The organism is Bacteroidia bacterium (genome assembly GCA_020852255.1).
In the GTDB taxonomy this organism is placed as follows: Bacteria; Bacteroidota; Bacteroidia; order JADZBD01; family JADZBD01; genus JADZBD01.
Genome location: JADZBD010000011.1, coordinates 1 through 18626 on the forward strand (window position 1 = coordinate 1; position 18626 = coordinate 18626).

The window sequence follows — 18626 nt, forward strand, 5'->3', positions numbered from 1 at the left end:
CCCACCCTTCCCACCCCGGACCAACTCGGTTCCTTTACTTACCAGTCGGTGCCCGGCGATCCAATGCAAGCCAGGATTTAGACCCTGGACAACGGGCTCACAGTATATATCAGTGTAAATAAAAACGCCCCGCGCATCCAGACCTACATTGCAGTAAGAGCCGGCAGCAAGAATGATCCGTCGGATGCCACAGGCCTGGCCCATTACCTCGAACACATGCTTTTTAAGGGAACGGATAAATACGGAACCATGGATTTCTCCAAAGAAGAGCCTATGCTGAAAAAAATTGAGGAACTCTACGAGAAATACCGGTCTACCAAAGATGAGAAACTGAGAAAAAGTATCTACCGCGAGATTGACAGCATCTCAGGTCTGGCGTCGAAATACGCGATCGCCAACGAGTACGACAAAATGATGTCGGTTATTGGTGCTAAAGGTACAAATGCCTATACCTGGATGGAACAAACAGTGTATGTAAACGATATCCCATCCAATCAATTATCCACCTGGTTAGATGTTGAATCGGAGCGGTTCCGGAATCCTGTCATGCGCATTTTCCATACGGAGCTTGAGGCGGTGTATGAGGAAAAGAACATCTCCATGGATAACGACCAGGATAAACTCTGGGAAAACCTTTTCGCAGGATTGTTTCAAAAGCATACTTACGGAACGCAAACCACGATTGGGACCGTTGATCACCTCAAGAATCCAAGCATTAAAAAGATCAGGGAATATTATAATACCTATTACGTTCCCAATAATATGGCGATCTGCCTGTCCGGCGATCTGGATCCTGACGCCACAATAAAAATGATCCGTGAAAAATTCTCCGGGTGGAAGAAGAAGGATGTGCCGGTATTCAAGGTGCCCGCAGAAGTGCCTTTCCTGAAACCGGTAGAGAAACATGTTTACGGGCCGAATGCCGAAACCATGGTCATGGCATTTCGTTTCAATGGTGCCGGTACGCGCGATGCCGACCTGTTAAACCTGATCAGCCGCCTGTTATACAACGGCACCGCAGGAATTATTGACCTGGACATTGTACAGGAACAGAAAGTGCTCGCAGCATCCGCATTTCCCCTGATTATGAAAGATTATTCCGCACTTGTGCTCAGCGGTGACCCAAAGACGGGGCAGAAACTGGAAGAAGTCCGTGACCTTCTCCTGCAGCAGATAGAAAAATTAAAGAATGGCGATTTCCCCGACTGGATGATTGACGCCACAATTAATAATATCCGCTATGAGGAAATGGTGCAGATGGAACAGAACCGGTACAGGGCCGATCTCTTTGTAACTGCATATGTGCAGCATCGCAAATGGGAAGAGGTAATTGGGGAAACTAATCGCCTCGCGGGCATTACACGTAAAGATATAATGGAATTTGTGAAAGCCAGTCTGGGAAATAATTACGTATGTGTATACAAACATACCGGTGAAGACAAAAATGTTCAGAAGGTGGAGAAACCTGTGATCACCCCGGTGGAGGTAAACCGCGATGCCGCCAGTGGTTTTGTTCAGGAAATTATGTCCAGAAAAGTGCAACCCATTGAACCGGTTTTTTTGAATTATGAAACAGATATCAAAAAGTACTATTTCAAAAACCGCGCTCCGGTTTACTATGCAGAAAATACAGAAAATAAGACCTTCAGCGTGAGTTTCGTCATCCGAATGAGTAACAAGAAGGACCGCAGGGTGCCCATTGCAGTAGACTACATCAATTACCTTGGAACATCCAAGTACACGCCAGCCGCACTGAAACAGGAATTTTATAAACTGGCCTGCAGCTATTCCGTTTACGCCAGCGAAGAAAATGTTCATGTCAATATTTCCGGTCTGACGGTAAACATTGAACCGGCACTGGCACTTTTAGAACAATTACTCAGGGATGCAAAACCCGATGAGTCTGCCCTGAAAAACCTGGTAAGCGACGTCCTTAAATCGAGGGCGGATGCAAAGCTGAATCAAGACCAGATACTTTGGTCGGGCATGATGAATTACGGCACCTACGGAAATGCTAATCCGTACAAACACATGCTCAGCGAAAAAGAACTGACTGCACTGAAAGCAGAAGACCTGGCGGCTTTCCTGCGTGACCTGATCAATTACGAACAGGAGATATTCTTCTATGCGGACCTCCCCGGAGAAAAAATGCTTCAGCTCTTTGAAAAACATCATCCACTTCCCGCTGAATTCAAAGTGATGAAAGACAACATCACATTTACCCGGCTCCCCAACACGGAAACGAAAGTTTTTGTTGTGGACTTCGACATGAAGCAGGCAGAGATTCTTTTTCTGAGCAAAGGCCCGGACTTTGATCCCGCCCTCATTCCATATGCACGCATGTTCAATGAGTATTTCGGAGGCGGCATGGGTTCTGTAGTGTTCCAGGATATGCGCGAGTCCAAAGCACTGGCCTATTCTGTATTCTCCAGCTTTTCGGTGCCCGACCGCAAGGAAAAGCCCTTTGGCGTGATGGCTTATATTGGTACTCAGTCGGATAAATTATCTGATGCAATGGCCGGCATGATGAATCTGCTTACCAAAATGCCCCAGTCGGAATTGCTCTTTAGCACTTCCAAAGATGCCCTTTTGCAAAACATCCGTTCACAGCGCGTCAAACCATCGGAAATGCTGGGGTATTTTCTAAATGCAACAAAACTCGGAATGAATTACGACATTCGCAGAAATGTTTTTGAGACCGCCGGAAAAATGACACTCGCAGATATCAATTCTTTCCACGAAAAGAACATTTCCGGAAAAAAGTATAACATTATGATTCTTGGAAAAAAGAGTCTTCTGGATATGAAAACCCTCGAAAAATACGGAAAAGTGGAGTTTCTTACGCTGGAACAGATTTTTGGATATTGAGGAGAAAGTAAACATCATACAGGAGCAAATGAAGATAAAAACGATACTATGAAAAAGATCAAAGTAGCCAATCCGGTAGTGGAACTTGATGGGGATGAAATGACCCGCATCATCTGGAAATTTATTAAAGACAAATTGATTCTTCCTTACATGGAGGTGGATATTAAATATTATGACCTTGGCGTAGAACACCGGGATAAAACAAACGACGAAGTAACTGTAGAGGCCGCGAATGCAATCAGGAAGTATTCCGTTGGTATCAAATGCGCCACGATTACGCCCGATGAAGCACGGGTAAAGGAATTTAATCTGAAACAAATGTGGAAGAGTCCGAACGGAACGATACGGAACATTCTCGACGGAACGGTTTTCCGCGAGCCTATCGTGTGTAAAAACGTTCCCAGGTTAGTACCTAATTGGACAGCACCTATTTGTATTGGGCGTCACGCATTCGGCGATCAGTATCGTGCTACCGATGTGCTGATCAAAGGAAAAGGGAAGCTCACCATGACCTTTACTCCCGAAGATGGTTCGGCACCACAAAACTGGGAAGTGTTCAACTTTAAGGGCGATGGCGTGGCCCTCAGTATGTACAATACAGATGCTTCCATCGCCGGTTTCGCTCAATCGTGTTTCAACCTGGCCTTACAGAAAAAATGGCCCTTGTTCCTCAGTTCTAAAAACACGATTCTGAAGAAATATGACGGTCGTTTTAAAGACATTTTCCAGGAGATCTATGAAAAGGAATGGAAATCTAAATATGAAGCTGCCGGAATATACTATGAACACCGACTGATCGACGACATGGTAGCTTCCGCCTTGAAAATGCACGGGAACTTTGTGTGGGCCTGTAAGAATTACGATGGCGACGTGCAAAGTGATACCGTGGCTCAGGGTTTTGGATCGCTGGGCTTAATGACCTCTGTGCTGATCACGCCAGACGGAAAAACCATGGAAGCCGAAGCAGCTCACGGAACAGTAACCCGGCACTTCCGGGAACACCAGAAAGGCAAACCTACCTCTACCAATCCCATCGCCTCTATTTTTGCCTGGACACGCGGGCTTGAATTCCGGGGAAAGCTGGACGGGAATCAGGAACTGGTTAATTTTTGTCAGACCCTCGAAAAGGTTTGTGTAGAAACTGTGGAAAGCGGTAAAATGACAAAGGATCTTGCGGTTTGCATTCATGGCGGCCAGGTGAATCACGGGGAGCATTTTCTTTACACGGATGAGTTTTTAAACGCCCTGGATGCGAATTTGAAGAAGAAACTGGGGTAAGGAAAAACGCGGGATGATGAAGACCTTTCAAATGATCTTGTACGCCTACACGTTATCCCGCACCTCCTAACCCATGCCAAAATTCACCAGGGCCACCTTTTTAGATCCTCTGGTAACCGCCGTATACAACCAGCGCAGGTACTCGAGATTCAGCATCTCATCCTTCATATAGCCCTGATCAATAAATACATTTTCCCATTGGCCACCCTGGGCCTTATGACAAGTGATTGCATACGCAAATTTGACCTGTAAGGCATTATAGCAGGGGTCTGCCTTAATCTTTAAAAAACGTTCCCGCTTGTTCGTATAGCCCGAATAAAACTCCTGCATGGACTGGTACATCCGGTTACTGTCATCCCGACTCAATGCAGGGCCATCCGCTGTGAGTGTATTAAGCACAATGCGGGCTTCGCGCTCAGGCTCGTCCGGATAATCGGCCATACTGAATAAAATGTCTGCAAAGCGCAAACCATATAGGTTCTTTTTCGATTTCACCTTGGATACAATAATAGTGTCGCCATTTGCTATGAAGCCGGCCTTGCTTTCCGGCGGAAGCCAGGTGTAATTATTCTTCACTACCATCAGGTGATCTCCCGCACTCAACTCCTCCTCCTGGTACCTGATCCTGGCACGGATCTGTGCGTTATAAAGATTCGCATTTTTGTTGCTGCGGCAAATCACAATCGTTTCCTCCACCCCGCCCGCCGAGTAGGCCGCATTGAGCAATTCTTCCAGATCCGATCCGTAAACGGCCCTGAAATCTCTGAAACTTCCGGTATTAAATACGGGTTTGCTCACCGCCTCATTCCTGATCATTTCCCGCAGCATGGTGGCATTGTGAAGGATGCCGGATTCACCGGCCTGCCGCACCACCTCCGTCAGCTCGCACTTATAAACTTCCAGGTAGAACGTTCGGGAAAGAAACTTTTCATCGAGTGCCGGACTTTGAGCCGATCCCACCGGCGGCAGCTGTGCAGTATCTCCCGAAAATAATATTCTGCAATTCTCGCCCCCATACACAAAACCGAAAAGATCCTCCAGAAGATTCCCGCTCCCAAATACATGCTGATCCGGGCTTCCGGCTTCACCCATGATCATCGAAGCCTCGTCCACAATGAACAACGTATTCTTCCATTTATTCTCTCTGAGGACGAATTTTTCCACACCACCGGTACTAACTTTCCAGTAAATATTCCTGTGAATCGTTCCGGCCGGCTGTCCGGAATAATTTCCCAGCACTTTAGCCGCCCTTCCCGTAGGTGCCAGCAACACCACTTTCATCCCAACATGCGGAAGGGTGTTCACCAATGCCGAAAGCAAGGTTGTCTTTCCGGTACCGGCATACCCCTTCAGAACAAACAAAGATCGCGGATTGTTGTTGTACAAAAACTGCGACATCAGTACAATGGCATCCTCTTGTCCTGCCGTAGGCTCATGCCCACACTCCTTTCTCATCAAATGACGGAATAACACTTCGTCTGCCATTGGGTAAAGATACCCGTAAGAGTGGTATATTTAGTATCTTTATCCGTGCTTCTTTCCGTGGACGATCAGGAAAAAATCTCACTTACCGACGAACAGGCCTTTTCTGTACCGGCCGGCTCCTGCAGTCTGCACCTGCTGTGCAGGGATGGCGGATGGGAAGCGGGACTCTTTCACCGGACCGAACAGCGATGGCTGGGGATACATACCGGAAAAACAAATGATCTGTCATTCAATGGCCCTGAATGGTTGCATCGGGAGCATGGTTCCGTTTCGGTTTCCTGGGTTGGGAGACGTTTTACATTTATACCCAGCGATCTCTTCAACGACCGTCATACGGAGGATTACCTGAATACCGGCTGCGGGCGCGATACAGAGCATAAAACTTTTGTAGTTCCAATGAAGCATCTGCCCGCCCAGCTGATCTTCGGTATATACAAGGATACCACAGAGCGCATCCGTTCACTATGGCCGCGCGCAGAATTTCATCACCAGGCCAGGTTCACCGTAGACCCCTTCCTGGGAAGAAACAAGAACAGCGCGGGGAAAAAGGTGCAGGCCTGTATGCATGAGAATTTAATGGAGATTGTGGTCACAGAGGGCAATCAGCTTATTCTCTACAACGTAACAGAATACCGGAATCCGGACGAAGCCGCTTATCATGTAATGAATGCCTATGAAGTGCTTCGCCTCAATCCAGAGTCAGTGCCTGTGACCCTCGGTGGATGGTGCGGAAAAAATTCAGCTGTATACGCTTTGATTTTTAAATACGTACGACAGGTAGAACATTTTCCATTCCCGGAAGATCAACAGTTCTCGTGGCAACTTGCTGAACTCCCTGCCTACCGGTTCCATCCGCTTTTTTCCCAATGCGCATCATAGGGGGCAGTCACCGCAGCCGCAGGATAGGAGCTCCCCGCGATCTTCCACTGCGTCCAACCACTGATTTCGCCAAGGAATCTCTTTTTAATATTCTGCAAAACAAAATAGATCTGCAGGAAATCCGTGTACTTGATCTTTTCTGCGGAACAGGTGCTATTAGCTTCGAATTCTCATCCCGCGGCGCTGCAGAGGTGATTGCCGTGGATACCAACGCAAAATGCACCGGATTTATCCGTGAAAAAGCAGGTGAATTCGGATTTAGTAATCTGCGTTCAGTTCGAATGGATGCATTCGGCTTCCTGGAAACCAACCGGCTGGACTATGACATAATATTCGCCGATCCGCCTTATGATTACAAGAAATACCGTGAATTGGTGAAGGTTATCCTTAATGGCAATGCGCTGAAACCTAATGGCTTATTGATCGTAGAACATGAAGCCAAAATGGAATTTCCAGAGGAGGAACGATTTTTGGAAAAAAGAACATACGGAGCCGTAAATTTCAGTTTCTTTCAAAAGGACAATGCATGAACAAGACCGCTGTATTTCCGGGATCCTTTGATCCCATCACCAAAGGGCATGAAAGTGTGATCCGCCGTGCGCTTCCCCTATTTGACCGGATCATTGTGGCGGTAGGGAAGAATTCGGAGAAGAGCGGACATTTCCCGCTCGAAAAAAGAATGGATTGGATACGCCATACATTCGCGGGTGAAAAAAAACTGGAAGTGAAATCCTACTCCGGTCTTACTATTGAATTCTGTAAAGAGGAAGGAGCAGCCTACCTGCTGCGTGGGTTAAGAAGCGGAGCAGATTTCGAATTTGAAAAAACGATTGCGCATATGAACCGCGATATGCGGTCCGGAATTGAAACAATTTTCATTCTCACACTCCCCGAATACGCCCATGTGAGTTCCACCATTGTACGTGAAATCATCCGTAACGGAGGAGATGCTTCCATCTTTGTACCGGCGGCAGTAGCGCTTAAATAACATGAGAATATTCTTTTTATATCTCAGCCTGATCACAGGTTTTTCTTCCGCATGGGCTCAGAAAACCACGCTGGTAGGAAAAGCGGATGCAGTCTATTTCGGAAAAGAGATCCGGTTGGTGGGATATGATGACAATCTGAGCGACAGGGAAGTAGTACTCGCACGAGATACAGTACGCCCGCCTGGCTTCTTCACCTTTGTACTTCAGATGAAATATACCCGCCCCCTCTTTATCCGATGCGGAAACAAACAGGCGGTCATTTATGCTGAGCCTGGCAAAACGTATAAACTGGGATTGCTGAAGGCGGATTCTTCCATCATTGAAACAGTCGGGGGATTGATCCCGGTAAATCTTGTCTTCATGAACAGTGACTCAGCGGAGTTGAATTATCTGATATCCCGGTGCGATGAACGGCTGAATGAACTGTTAAAATCGGAGAAGGGCACAGCGGTCAAGGATCAGCGACCCAACGACCTGAAGCCGGACAGTATGGAGCGAAAGAAAAATCAGAACTACCGATTGCTGAAAAAGATTGATTCGCTTGAGAATGTGCTTCGTGCTGAACTGAAATACGCTAAACAGGATTATTTTCACACCTACCGCATGTATACGTTCGCAAAAGCGAAACTTCCGCTGATGAGCGGACAGGCCGCCTGGAAGGAATTCCTGAAAGGAAGACCGATTCTGTATGAACACCGGGAATACATGGAATTTATCTGCGCATTCTACGAATCTGAACTGGAGCACAAGTTGTACACCCATCCGGTGATCGGCGTGGTGAATGCCAATGAGGATTGCCTGAAGTTTCGTGATCTGGTAAAACACAGTGTGTACACTCCGAACGACACGCTGAAGGAATTGTCAGCCCTGGTTCTGCTTCGCCTGGCACAGAGCATCAAGCAATATAACAAGGATAGACTTTGCCGGACCATTTCCAGAGCCGCGGCAGAGTACAAACATCCGTACCATATGGTAATGGCCGGGAATCTCTCATTTGTATATTGCCGAATGATCCCCGGATCCGACCTGCCCTTGATGCATTTTCGGGATATCCAGGGAAATGAACGTACGCTGAAGGAATTTGGTGACCGGTATATTTATGTGATGTTCTGGCGCAGCGATATTTCCGTTTGCGAGGAGCACATGAGGCAGATTCCGGAATTAAAGCGAAAGTATGGTCAGAAAATTGCCTTTGTAGCAGTGTGGCTGGATGAGGATGCAGGAACAGTCAAGGCTCTGATGAAAAAATATCCAAAAGCCGACTGGGAAACATTCTTTCCTTCACCGGGAGGAGAAGTTCAGGAGCTTTTTAATGTACGCGGAGTGCCCATATATTTTCTGATCAATCCCTTTCATCGTTTGTCACTTTCACCTGCACCCGAACCGGGCTTAGAGATTGAGAAAAAGTTCGATGAGGTGAAGAAAAAAGGCAACAAAGCTTTTTTGCCGGGGCAGAAAGAGAATTAAGAACCCCGAAGACATCGCCTGATGTACTTCGGGGTTGTGATCCCGCTGGGGCTCGAACCCAGGACCCTTACATTAAAAGTGTAATGCTCTACCAACTGAGCTACGGAATCTCTCACCTTTCACGGCACGAACCGCAAAGGGCAAATTACCTTTCTAAAAAGGCCTGCAAATATACAAGTCTTCCCTATAATCCCAAACCCACCTGTCCTTTTTTTTAACAGGTTTTCAGCTAGTTAGCCGGGTTAAACTACCGGATGTCCTTTTCAGGTAAAGCATTACTTTTATCCTCAGTGGTAAAGGACATCCTTATTATTAAACCCGTTGTTGGCCTGGGCAACCTGAACTTCGGTTCTACCGTTGAACAGGCTATTGCATTGTTTGGAAATCCGGAAGAAACAGAAGAAATGGACAGCGCCGGGGAATACCCCTCTATGGTACTTCACTTCTGGTCCAAAGGATTCTCTCTCTTCTTCGACCATTCCCATGGAAAAAAATTCTCCTGTGCCGAAGTGGATAACCGTTCCACCCTGTTATGGGAAATGCCGGTGTTCTCTCTCTCCGAAACACAACTGAAAGACCTTTTCAGTTCCAAAGGCTATAACCAGTCGGAAACGGAAAAACACGAATGGGGTGAAAACCGCATCTCCTTTGATGAAGCCCTCATTGATTTCTACTTCGAAAAGGGGAAAATGAGTTCCATAAATTTCAGTATCCCGCCTGACGGGAAACCCCAACAGGTTCTTATACTCCCTAACTAATGATCATCTACCTCACCGGATTCATGGGCAGCGGCAAATCTACCGCAGGAAAACAATTGGCCGCTCTATTGCAATTCCCCTTTTTCGACCTGGACGAAGAACTCTCTAAGACCTGCGGTATGAGCGTGACGGAAATATTTTCCGAAAAAGGTGAACCCTGGTTCCGGGAACAGGAACACTCTCTGCTGCGTACGCTATCTGCCAGCCCAAACGCTGTGATTGCCACCGGCGGCGGCACCCCCTGCTTCTATGACAATATGGATTTCATGAATTCCAGCGGCATCACCGTTTACCTGAAACTTAGTGCCAGTGCGCTGCAGAACCGGCTCACCCCAAACCAGCAAAGTCGTCCGCTCATCGCCCGAAAAAACCCCGGTGAATTACTCAAATTCATTACCGAACTGCTGGAAAAAAGGGAAGATTTTTATCGCAAAGCCTCCTACACCGTGAAGGGCACTAATCTGGATGTTCACAAGCTGGCAGATATTCTGAAAGTAAAAGAAGTCAGATAAATTCCCGAGGCAGACATCACCCTACCGGATAAAAACACCACCCCCTTTACCGAACTTCACCTCCACGTGCTCCTGTAACGTGGTGGAAAGGGATAAACCCACATGATCTGCATGTACCGGATACCGGCGGTGGGAACGGTCAACCAGCACCGCTGTATTGAGCTTCTTAAGCGGCACAGATAAAAAAGGCTTCAGCCCATACATCAACGTGCTGCCGGAATTAAGTACATCATCCACCACCAGCACCACCTTCCCCGTTAGTTCACCGGCCGTTAATCCGGTTTCTACCTTCTTGCCGATCGGATGTTCTTTATCCACCCGCAGGCTTCGAAGCAAAATCCTGAATCTTTTATGCTTCTTCAGCGCCTTTGCCAGCTCCTTCGCCAGAAGAAAACCATTCTTCTCTATGCCCGCTATTATCAGCTCCTTCTCCCGGTAGTTCCGCTCCAGAATCTCCATAGCCATTCGCTCCACCTTTTGGCTGATCTGCTTCTGACTCAGCAATAAAGTGCCTTTGTTTTTCATGTGAGGGTAAAATTATGAATTTTCAAGGTTGAAATCCTTTTCCTGACCATTCATTCAACTCGCTGGTTTCCTTATATTTGTCCCTGCCAATGGCTACCGTACCTTCCTTTAAGATCATCCCACCCGCCATCTCCTCGGCCGGATTGTATTATTTCACCACTGATCTGGGAATAAAATATGAAGTTCGTTTTGGACGGAGGAAAGACAATATTCTTAAAGCCACCATCGTATTTGGTGTGATCAATGACGAATTTGAAGGGGAAGAATATGTTGTCACCAACAGCGGTGAACTTTACAGGGTAATGGAAACCATCAACCAGATCATTGCCTTGTTTATGAAAGAACATCCAAAGATGATTTCATATGAATTCACGGGACTGGCCCGTGAAAATGAAACCGAAGACAAAGCCTCCGCACGGATCAATCTTTATTTCCGTTATGCCAAACGCATATTTGATAAAAACTGGAAAATTGAATTCCAGGGAAATAACACCATTCTGGTTTCAAGAACTGGAACGTGATCAGGATGAAAGAGATCAGCAAAGTCTTAGTGGCAAACCGGGGAGAGATCGCTCTCCGTGTGATGCGCACCTGTCGTGAAATGGGGATCTGCACCGTAGCTGTTTATTCGGATGCCGACAAAGGAGCTCCCTTTATGCGCTATGCGGATGAAGCGGTAAATATCGGCCCCCCTCCTTCCGCACAATCCTATCTGGTAGCGCATAAGATCATTGAGGCTGCGAAGAGCACCGGTGCCGACGCCATTCATCCGGGCTACGGATTTCTCTCCGAAAATTCCGAATTTGCCGAAGCCGTTGAGAAGGCCGGTATTATCTTCATTGGCCCCTCTCCTAAAAGTATGGATACCATGGGAGACAAACTTTCGGCAAAAGCAGCGGTCAAAAAATTCAATATCCCCATGGTTCCCGGCTCAGACGGAGCCATCACAACTGTTGATGAAGGAAAAAAGATTGCCGCAGCCACGGGGTATCCGCTCCTGATCAAAGCCTCCGCCGGCGGAGGAGGCAAAGGCATGAAAATAGTTGAGAAAGCGGAAGAATTCGAAGAACAAATGAAACGCGCGGTCAGCGAGGCTACTTCCGCCTTTGGCGACGGAAGTGTATTCATTGAAAAATATGTGACCGGTCCGCGGCATATTGAAATTCAGGTACTGGGCGATCGGCACGGCAATGTAGTGCATCTGTTTGAAAGAGAATGTTCCGTGCAGCGCCGGCACCAAAAAGTAGTGGAAGAAGCCCCTTCTTCTGTGCTCAGCCCTGAACTGAGAAAAAAAATGGGCAACTGTGCTGTTAATGTTGCCAAAGCCTGCGATTACGTGGGCGCTGGAACCGTGGAATTCCTGGTCGACGAAGGAATGAATTTCTACTTTCTCGAAATGAATACCCGTCTGCAAGTGGAACATCCTGTAACAGAAATGATCACCGGGGTAGACCTGGTAAGGGAACAGATCCGCGTAGCCCGCGGCGAAAAACTTTCGTTCTCACAGGACGATCTGGAAATACGAGGACACGCCATGGAGATCCGGGTGTATGCGGAAGATCCTTCCCGTGGTTTTCTGCCCGATATTGGCAAACTGATTCATTATCAAACTCCCAAAGGCCCGGGGGTTCGGGTAGACGATGGCTTCGAAGAAGGAATGGATATTCCTATTTTTTATGACCCCATGATCGCTAAACTTATCACCTACGGTAACGACAGAAATGACGCGATTGAAAAAATGAAAAGGGCCATCCGGGAATACCGAATTGTTGGAGTGGAAACAACCCTCCCGTTTTGCCGTTTCGTAATGGAACATAAAGCGTTTGTTTCAGGAAAATTTGACACTCACTTTGTGAGCCGTTTCTTCCGGCCGGAGCTGATGGACGAGCAGAAGGAGGATGAATTACTGGTGGCCGGCGCGATGGCAATGCTTCTCCAACAGGAAATAAAAGCAGCATCCTCCGGCGTTAAAACTACCGCACAACCCCGTACCGCCTGGAAACGCAGCAGGTAGCCTCTGTTAAGGAGTACTCAAACTTACCGGCAATACCTTTCCGTTAAAGTATTTGTGCCCGTTCACGGTAAAATCGGCAATAAACTCTCCCATCTGTGACGCATTCACCGGCGCCTTGAAGCCCGGAAAGGCCTGCGCTAACATCTCAGTCTGAACTGCTCCCGGGGCGATGCCGTTCACGCTGATATTTTTCTTTTGCAATTCAACTGCCAGGCATTCGGTAAGAATGCTCAACGCTCCTTTCGACGAAGAATAGGCACTTAGTCCGGCAAACTTGGCGGTTCCCGTTATCCCGCCCATGCTGGATATATTCACGATGTGTGCTCCCCTGGCCTGGATCACCTGCTGCCGCAATGACAGTCGCTCCCCGAGACGCTCTCCCCCGGAAGATTCCAATACTTCAGTGGATTCCACAGTAATAACACCTTCCATCAGGGGAACGAGATACTGGATCAGTCGGAAAACGGAGAATACGTTAACTTCAAATACCCGCCGTAGTTCAGCAGAGCTGATTTGTTCAAAAGGCCTGGAAACAAGCAAACCCGCATTGTTCACCAGGGCATGAACTTTCGGAAAAATCTTCTTTACCTTCTGCTCTACCAGCGATTCCATATCTCCCTTTTCCAGGTCAAAGGAAATCATCTCAAACCGGGCTCCGGGCATTTCCCTTTGCAGCCGTTCGGCCAGATCCGGGGCGTTTCTCGAAATCCCCAGCACATGGTGTCCGCCCAATACAAGATGACGGGCCGTTTCATAACCGATCCCCCGGGATACACCTGTTACAATAATGTTCATATCACAAAGGTAGACAAAACGGGTAGTCTCCTTTTTAGTAATTTTAAGGAACGGAACCCATGAAAAATAAACTACAACATTTGCTGCATCCTGTCCGCTTACTGCTTCTGCCGTATGCCTTACTTATCGCAATCCCGGTTTTTTCTCAGGATGATTTCATGACTGATTCTGTCAAACATCCGCCGAAACAAAAAAAGGAACCTTTCTGGAGCTGGGATAAAGTAGAGTTCGGTGGTTCGTTGGGAGCTTCCTTCGGCAATGTCACCTTCATTGATGTTTCACCTACTATCGGTTATCGCCTGGTAAAAAATATTGTTGCAGGTGCGGGTCCATTATATAATTATTTTCACGATAAGAGAAACAATATCGAAATCAATATTTACGGCGGCAGAACCTATGTAAGGCCTTACATTTATAAAGGCGCCTTTCTCCACGGCGAACTGGAGTGGATCAACGGTAATTTTCTCCTGAACAAACCGAAACAGCGTTTCAATGTGTTCGGATTACTGGCAGGCGGGGGGTTTCAGCCAAGTCCCGACGGGGGTTTTTTCGTGCTGGCACTGTGGGAACTGCTTCATGATCCTTTGTATCCTTATCCCAATCCCATCTTCAGAATGGGATTTACCATCGGTATTTGATTCTCCTTCAGGCACTTCGACTAAAACGTTGATTTTTTCGCCCAATTGCCATATTTTAGCGATAAATAAAGCTCTTATGCGTTTTTTGACACTTTCCCTCGCGCTTTTTCTTTTCCTCCAAGGTTATTGTAATGAAAAGCAAATTCATAATCTGTACGGTAAGGCATTCACAGAAGCATACCACCTTCACCCGGAGATTCCGAAAGGATTGCTTGAAGCCGTATCCTTCACACAGACCCGATTGTATCACCTCACTGCCAATGAGCCGGTATCATGCCTCGGACTCCCGCAAAGTTTTACCTTATTCGGAATGGTGGAAGACGGGAAAGGCGTTTTCAGAAATAACCTCCAGACCATTTCCTCCTTATCAGGCTATTCTGCGTTAGAAATTAAAACGGATCCCCGCACGGCCATCCTTGCTTATGCCACTGCACTTGTAACACTGAATACAGAGACGCGAGGTTCCGCTTTTTTTTCAGCCGACTTTCCCTGGCTTACACGGGTTAGCATGTTATCAGAACTGCCGGCAAAGAAAGATTTTGCATTCGATTCCTTCCTGTACGAAGTGGTGCGGTTCATAAACAACCCTGAAATGGCAGCGGAATATGGTTTTAAAATACTGGGGTGGGACGAAGAAAAAATTTTTGGTGAAAACCTGAAAGTACTGTCCTCACGAACGATCATCGCAGGAGAGAAGGACGTAAAGACCCCGGAAGGGAATGTATACAAACTCTCGCCGGAACTGCAGTCGCCCGATTATCCCCCCGCCCTCTGGAATCCTGCGGGATCATGCAACTATTCCAACGGCCGTTCCCAGGCTGTTTCCGCCGTTACCATTCACACGGTTCAGGGCTCTTATGCAGGTTGTATCTCCTGGTTTCAAAACTGCGCTGCTTCCGTTTCCGCCCACTACGTGGTACGCTCCTCGGACGGACAGATCACTCAGATGGTGCTGGAATCAAACACGGCCTGGCATGTTGGAAATCAGAATTCCTACACGGTTGGAATAGAACATGAAGGTTATGTAACCCAACCGAGCTGGTATACTATGGCCATGTACAACGCCTCTGCTGCTTTGTCGGCCGACATTTGCGCGAGTCATGGTATTGACCCGCTCAGAACGGGTTGGTGGCCCTGGCTGGCAACTACTAATTACAATACATCTTCCATCCCCGGAGCCTGTACCCGGGTGAAAGGACATCAGCATTATCCCAGCCAGACACATACAGATCCCGGGCAATACTGGGACTGGGATCTGTACTACAAACTTATCAACCCGGCCCCTGCGGCCACGATGCTCACCTCGGCCAGCGGAATTTTTTTTGACACCGGCGGATCCGGCGGAAACTATACAGATGATGAACGCGTTGTATGGACCATTGCCCCTCCCAACGCCAGTTCAGTCACCCTCACCTTCAGCGCATTTAGTGTAGAGAACACCTGGGATTATCTTTTTATCTACGACGGAAATTCTGTCAATAGTCCTTTGATTGGTATGTATACAGGCTCCAACTCTCCGGGCACAATACTGTCCACCGGCAGCAGCATGACGATTGAATTCAGGTCTGACTGTTCCACAAACGATGCCGGCTGGAACGCCACCTGGAATTCCTCCGCCTCTGCCCCGCCCTCCAACTTGACGGTACAACAGAGCAGCTGTCCTTCACTGGGTGTAACCCTTAACTGGAGCAATACCGGCAACGGCTGGTATGCAGATGTTTCCACAGACCCTAACTTCACCGTTTATTATAACAAAAACGTTTCCAATACCACCAGCTCCGCCTGTCCGGGCAGCTTTTGCGAATACCCTTCGTGCAACACCTACCTGCAGTTTGAACCCAATACTACCTACTACTGGAGAATCTGGGATGGAATCTCACAAACTTACGGCACACCGTTTACCACTCCCGTTTGTGCCACCACGGATAATAATTGCTCGGGGAGCATCGATGATTCAGGAGGGCCCAACGGCAACTACGGAAGTAACGAAGATTATACTTTTACCATATCTCCGCCGAATGCCGGAAGTATAAGTATTAATTTTTCCGCATTTGACCTCGAGAACGGGTTCGACTCACTCTATATTCATGATGGTCCGAACGTAAATGCTCCCTTGCTGGGCGCATGGACCGGGTCCATCAGCCCCGGTATAGTGAATTCTTCCGGCGGAAACATGACGCTGCATTTCGTATCCGATCCACTGGTGAATAACACAGGTTTCAGTGCTGTATGGAGTTGTACACAGGTAACCGGAACAAATGACCTACCTGCTCTTTTCCTGAATACCTACCCGAATCCGATAATGCCAGGGGAAGATCTGTTCATTCAAACATCAGTGAGCGGAATGGCTGATATTACTCTCTCCGACATTTCAGGAAAAATTGTTCTCCGCTACCGCATGGAACTCAATACCGGAGACAATGCAATGATCCTGCCCTTGCTGGCCGGAGGCAGTTACGTTCTCGATATCCACATGAACGGCTCGAGCCGGAGATTTCCGGTGCTGATCAGATAATTTCATCCTATTTATCTGACTATTCAGCCCTCTTGCTGATCTATTAGGCGAAAGACTTTTGTTTTCACCTTTCTCCCCGTTAGATTTGAGGAAAACCAGGCTCTATGAAAAAGATCTTTACGACGATCATTTCGTTCATCACACTATCCGCTGCGGCTCAGTGGGTAAATCAGAATTCCGGCGTAACCCAGGAATTGAAAGGAGTATTCTTTGTGGATCAAACCACAGGATGGGCAGTAGGAAACCAGGGAACCCTTCGCTACACGAATAACGGCGGAACCAACTGGACTTCCCAGGTTTCGAACACCACCTGGAACCTTTGGGATATTTTTTTCGTTAATTCTCAGGTAGGTTTTGCCTGCGGAGCAAACGGAACGATCATTAAAACCATTAATGGCGGAACCAACTGGACTACACTTACCACCGGTACTACTACCGAAATGCTCAGCATTTTCTTTCTGGATGCAATGAACGGTATCTGCGTTGGAAGGGGAGGAAATATGATTGGCACCATCAATGGAGGAACCAGCTGGAATCCGCTGACCTCCGGCGTTACGGAAGATCTTTATCATATTCAGTTTGTGAGCGCATCGGAGGGATATATGTGCGGCGTAAACGGCGTTTTTCTTAAGTCAGTGAATGCCGGAATTACCTGGACTCCGCAAACTACTTCTACAACCGACACCCTGCAGGCACTTCATTTCAGTGCATCCGGAAACGGCTATGTTGCGGGACAAGGAGGGCATGTTCGTTTTACTGACGGTGCCGGAACGTTTACATCTGTCAATACACCAAATAACAAATCAATGAACGATGTTCACTTTGTTTCCAATACAAGAGGATGGGTCGTGGGAGATTCCGGAAAAATTTATACTACATCCAACGGCGGGACAAACTGGACACTTCAAACATCACTCACAACCCAGCGACTCAACGCCGTGCATTTTCCAAATGACACTACCGGATGGTGTGTCGGAAAGAACGGTATTATCCGCAAACTGCAATTTACAAACGTGAATCCTGGATGGTCTGAAAACAACAGCCTGAAGATTTCGGCCCGTGTGTTTCCTAACCCTACCACCGGAACTATTCATCTGAGTTATACCATGAATGCAGCCGGAACCGTAATGGTTGCCGTTGTAGATCTGCTAGGAAAGGAAACACTGATTGTAAAGGATCAGAAATCAGTGAGCGGGCAAAATCACCTTTACCTGGATCTGAACGAGCTGAACTTAAAGAAAGGCGCTTATTTTGTAAAAATCCGCAGTGGAAGCAGTGTTTCTTACGCGAAAGTGCTCTACCAATAATAGACTGTCATTCTGAGCGAGTCTGCGTCAGCAGACGAGACGAAGAACCAAAGCCCCGGAAGAGTTGGAGCTTCCGGGGCGAGACCAATTAACCAATTAAACCAACTATTGTTTTTACCGGATGAAAACGCTGGCCGCGGCCACACCGGTATTAAAATTCAGTGAAGCGGAAGTCTGGATCACGCCGTCAGAATGAATTTCCAGAACGATCTCCTTACGCTCCCCCTTCGTATTCCAGGCTTCAATGCTGACCTGGTTATTTCTGGGAATTTCAACTTCAAATTTCTCATCCGCACGGAGAACATATTTCTCAACTACCGTCAGCATTCCGTTCTCAAATACAGTGTACCGTACAGTTAAATCCGCGCTCTCTCCGTAAACGGAGTACTTCACCAGCGCAGGAGAAGTATTTACAGGAGTTTGGGTAATACTGTTTTGCGGTGCCGGGCTGTTCTTTTCACAGGATGTGAAGCCGGCGGCAAGTACGAGAAGAACAAAAAACACAAGAATGGATACAAGAACCTTTTTCATTTTTAAAGACCTTTAATTCGGGCGCAAAAGTAATACAATCAGGCCCAGAAAGCAAGATTCGTCGA

General features: G+C 47.4%; 17 protein-coding genes and 1 tRNA gene. 13 read left to right on the forward strand and 5 right to left on the reverse strand.

Features of this window, described 5'->3' with window-relative positions; genetic code table 11:
- The first annotated feature begins 216 nt into the window (after nucleotides 1-216).
- Both IT233_07155 and IT233_07160 read left to right on the forward strand, forming a co-directional pair.
- Nucleotides 217-2868, forward strand: a complete 2652-nt coding sequence (locus tag IT233_07155; protein MCC7302401.1) for an insulinase family protein — start codon at nucleotides 217-219, stop codon at nucleotides 2866-2868.
- A 48-nt stretch (nucleotides 2869-2916) separates the two neighbouring features.
- A complete protein-coding gene (locus tag IT233_07160; GenBank protein MCC7302402.1) occupies nucleotides 2917-4146 on the forward strand; it encodes an isocitrate dehydrogenase (NADP(+)) in 1230 nt (409 codons plus the stop codon).
- Nucleotides 4147-4212: 66 nt separating this feature from the next.
- Here the strand turns inward: IT233_07160 and IT233_07165 are convergent, their stop codons facing one another.
- Nucleotides 4213-5631: an AAA family ATPase gene (locus IT233_07165; protein MCC7302403.1), complete on the reverse strand. Its 1419-nt coding sequence runs from the start codon at nucleotides 5629-5631 to the stop codon at nucleotides 4213-4215.
- 45 nt (nucleotides 5632-5676) lie between these two features.
- Here IT233_07165 and IT233_07170 point away from each other — a divergent pair, with 45 nt between their 5' ends.
- From IT233_07170 to IT233_07185, 4 genes are read left to right on the forward strand one after another with little or no spacing between them, the layout of a single operon-like run.
- Nucleotides 5677-6510, forward strand: coding sequence for a DUF3822 family protein (locus IT233_07170; GenBank protein ID MCC7302404.1), 834 nt, complete (start codon nucleotides 5677-5679; stop codon nucleotides 6508-6510).
- Entirely contained in the window at nucleotides 6498-7040 is a 543-nt protein-coding gene (rsmD, locus tag IT233_07175; protein MCC7302405.1) for a 16S rRNA (guanine(966)-N(2))-methyltransferase RsmD, read from the forward strand. The genes IT233_07170 and rsmD overlap by 13 nt, the downstream gene beginning before the upstream one ends.
- Nucleotides 7037-7498 (forward strand): pantetheine-phosphate adenylyltransferase, encoded by a 462-nt coding sequence (coaD, locus tag IT233_07180; protein ID MCC7302406.1) that lies wholly within the window; start codon nucleotides 7037-7039, stop codon nucleotides 7496-7498. Before rsmD ends, coaD begins: the two co-directional genes overlap by 4 nt.
- A gap of 1 nt (nucleotide 7499) precedes the next feature.
- Complete coding sequence (locus IT233_07185) at nucleotides 7500-8966, forward strand: TlpA family protein disulfide reductase (protein MCC7302407.1); 1467 nt, start codon at nucleotides 7500-7502, stop codon at nucleotides 8964-8966.
- Nucleotides 8967-9003: 37 nt separating this feature from the next.
- On the opposite strand, the gene IT233_07190 is transcribed toward IT233_07185, so the two are convergent.
- A tRNA-Lys gene (locus IT233_07190) sits at nucleotides 9004-9076 on the reverse strand.
- Between the two features lie 180 nt (nucleotides 9077-9256).
- Between IT233_07190 and IT233_07195 the strand changes: the two genes are divergently transcribed.
- A complete protein-coding gene (locus IT233_07195; protein ID MCC7302408.1) occupies nucleotides 9257-9724 on the forward strand; it encodes a hypothetical protein in 468 nt (155 codons plus the stop codon).
- Nucleotides 9724-10236, forward strand: coding sequence for an AAA family ATPase (locus IT233_07200; protein MCC7302409.1), 513 nt, complete (start codon nucleotides 9724-9726; stop codon nucleotides 10234-10236). Before IT233_07195 ends, IT233_07200 begins: the two co-directional genes overlap by 1 nt.
- Before the next feature lie 21 nt (nucleotides 10237-10257).
- Here the strand turns inward: IT233_07200 and IT233_07205 are convergent, their stop codons facing one another.
- The gene (locus IT233_07205; GenBank protein MCC7302410.1) at nucleotides 10258-10761 is read right to left on the reverse strand and encodes a phosphoribosyltransferase; all 504 of its coding nucleotides are present in this window, start codon (nucleotides 10759-10761) and stop codon (nucleotides 10258-10260) included.
- Nucleotides 10762-10850: 89 nt separating this feature from the next.
- On the opposite strand from IT233_07205, the gene IT233_07210 reads away from it, so the two are divergent.
- Both IT233_07210 and accC read left to right on the forward strand, forming a co-directional pair.
- Complete coding sequence (locus IT233_07210; protein MCC7302411.1) at nucleotides 10851-11282, forward strand: hypothetical protein; 432 nt, start codon at nucleotides 10851-10853, stop codon at nucleotides 11280-11282.
- Between the two features lie 5 nt (nucleotides 11283-11287).
- Nucleotides 11288-12775 carry an acetyl-CoA carboxylase biotin carboxylase subunit gene (gene accC, locus IT233_07215; GenBank protein MCC7302412.1) on the forward strand — a complete coding sequence of 496 codons (1488 nt, stop codon included), beginning with the start codon at nucleotides 11288-11290 and terminating at the stop codon, nucleotides 12773-12775.
- Between the two features lie 6 nt (nucleotides 12776-12781).
- Here the strand turns inward: accC and IT233_07220 are convergent, their stop codons facing one another.
- Nucleotides 12782-13570, reverse strand: coding sequence for an SDR family oxidoreductase (locus IT233_07220; GenBank protein ID MCC7302413.1), 789 nt, complete (start codon nucleotides 13568-13570; stop codon nucleotides 12782-12784).
- Between the two features lie 59 nt (nucleotides 13571-13629).
- Here IT233_07220 and IT233_07225 point away from each other — a divergent pair, with 59 nt between their 5' ends.
- The 3 genes from IT233_07225 (at nucleotide 13630) to IT233_07235 (ending at nucleotide 18030) form a co-directional block, all read left to right on the forward strand.
- Entirely contained in the window at nucleotides 13630-14208 is a 579-nt protein-coding gene (locus tag IT233_07225) for a hypothetical protein (protein MCC7302414.1), read from the forward strand.
- Nucleotides 14209-14284: 76 nt separating this feature from the next.
- Entirely contained in the window at nucleotides 14285-16723 is a 2439-nt protein-coding gene (locus IT233_07230; protein MCC7302415.1) for an N-acetylmuramoyl-L-alanine amidase, read from the forward strand.
- 104 nt (nucleotides 16724-16827) lie between these two features.
- Nucleotides 16828-18030, forward strand: coding sequence for a T9SS type A sorting domain-containing protein (locus IT233_07235; GenBank protein ID MCC7302416.1), 1203 nt, complete (start codon nucleotides 16828-16830; stop codon nucleotides 18028-18030).
- Between the two features lie 114 nt (nucleotides 18031-18144).
- Here IT233_07235 and IT233_07240 read toward each other — a convergent pair whose 3' ends face one another.
- Nucleotides 18145-18561 carry a hypothetical protein gene (locus IT233_07240; GenBank protein MCC7302417.1) on the reverse strand — a complete coding sequence of 139 codons (417 nt, stop codon included), beginning with the start codon at nucleotides 18559-18561 and terminating at the stop codon, nucleotides 18145-18147.
- Between the last annotated feature and the right edge of the window lie 65 nt (nucleotides 18562-18626).

Bases quoted from the DNA above. Each gene is read 5' to 3' on its own strand.
- IT233_07155 (MCC7302401.1), top strand. From the start codon at position 217: ATGCTTTTTAAGGGAACGGATAAATACGGAACCATGGATTTCTCCAAA.
- IT233_07160 (MCC7302402.1), top strand. From the start codon at position 2,917: ATGAAAAAGATCAAAGTAGCCAATCCGGTAGTGGAACTTGATGGGGAT.
- IT233_07165 (MCC7302403.1), bottom strand. From the start codon at position 5,631: ATGGCAGACGAAGTGTTATTCCGTCATTTGATGAGAAAGGAGTGTGGG.
- rsmD (MCC7302405.1), top strand. From the start codon at position 6,498: ATGCGCATCATAGGGGGCAGTCACCGCAGCCGCAGGATAGGAGCTCCC.
- coaD (MCC7302406.1), top strand. From the start codon at position 7,037: ATGAACAAGACCGCTGTATTTCCGGGATCCTTTGATCCCATCACCAAA.
- IT233_07185 (MCC7302407.1), top strand. From the start codon at position 7,500: ATGAGAATATTCTTTTTATATCTCAGCCTGATCACAGGTTTTTCTTCC.
- IT233_07200 (MCC7302409.1), top strand. From the start codon at position 9,724: ATGATCATCTACCTCACCGGATTCATGGGCAGCGGCAAATCTACCGCA.
- IT233_07205 (MCC7302410.1), bottom strand. From the start codon at position 10,761: ATGAAAAACAAAGGCACTTTATTGCTGAGTCAGAAGCAGATCAGCCAA.
- IT233_07210 (MCC7302411.1), top strand. From the start codon at position 10,851: ATGGCTACCGTACCTTCCTTTAAGATCATCCCACCCGCCATCTCCTCG.
- accC (MCC7302412.1), top strand. From the start codon at position 11,288: ATGAAAGAGATCAGCAAAGTCTTAGTGGCAAACCGGGGAGAGATCGCT.
- IT233_07220 (MCC7302413.1), bottom strand. From the start codon at position 13,570: ATGAACATTATTGTAACAGGTGTATCCCGGGGGATCGGTTATGAAACG.
- IT233_07225 (MCC7302414.1), top strand. From the start codon at position 13,630: ATGAAAAATAAACTACAACATTTGCTGCATCCTGTCCGCTTACTGCTT.
- IT233_07230 (MCC7302415.1), top strand. From the start codon at position 14,285: ATGCGTTTTTTGACACTTTCCCTCGCGCTTTTTCTTTTCCTCCAAGGT.
- IT233_07235 (MCC7302416.1), top strand. From the start codon at position 16,828: ATGAAAAAGATCTTTACGACGATCATTTCGTTCATCACACTATCCGCT.
- IT233_07240 (MCC7302417.1), bottom strand. From the start codon at position 18,561: ATGAAAAAGGTTCTTGTATCCATTCTTGTGTTTTTTGTTCTTCTCGTA.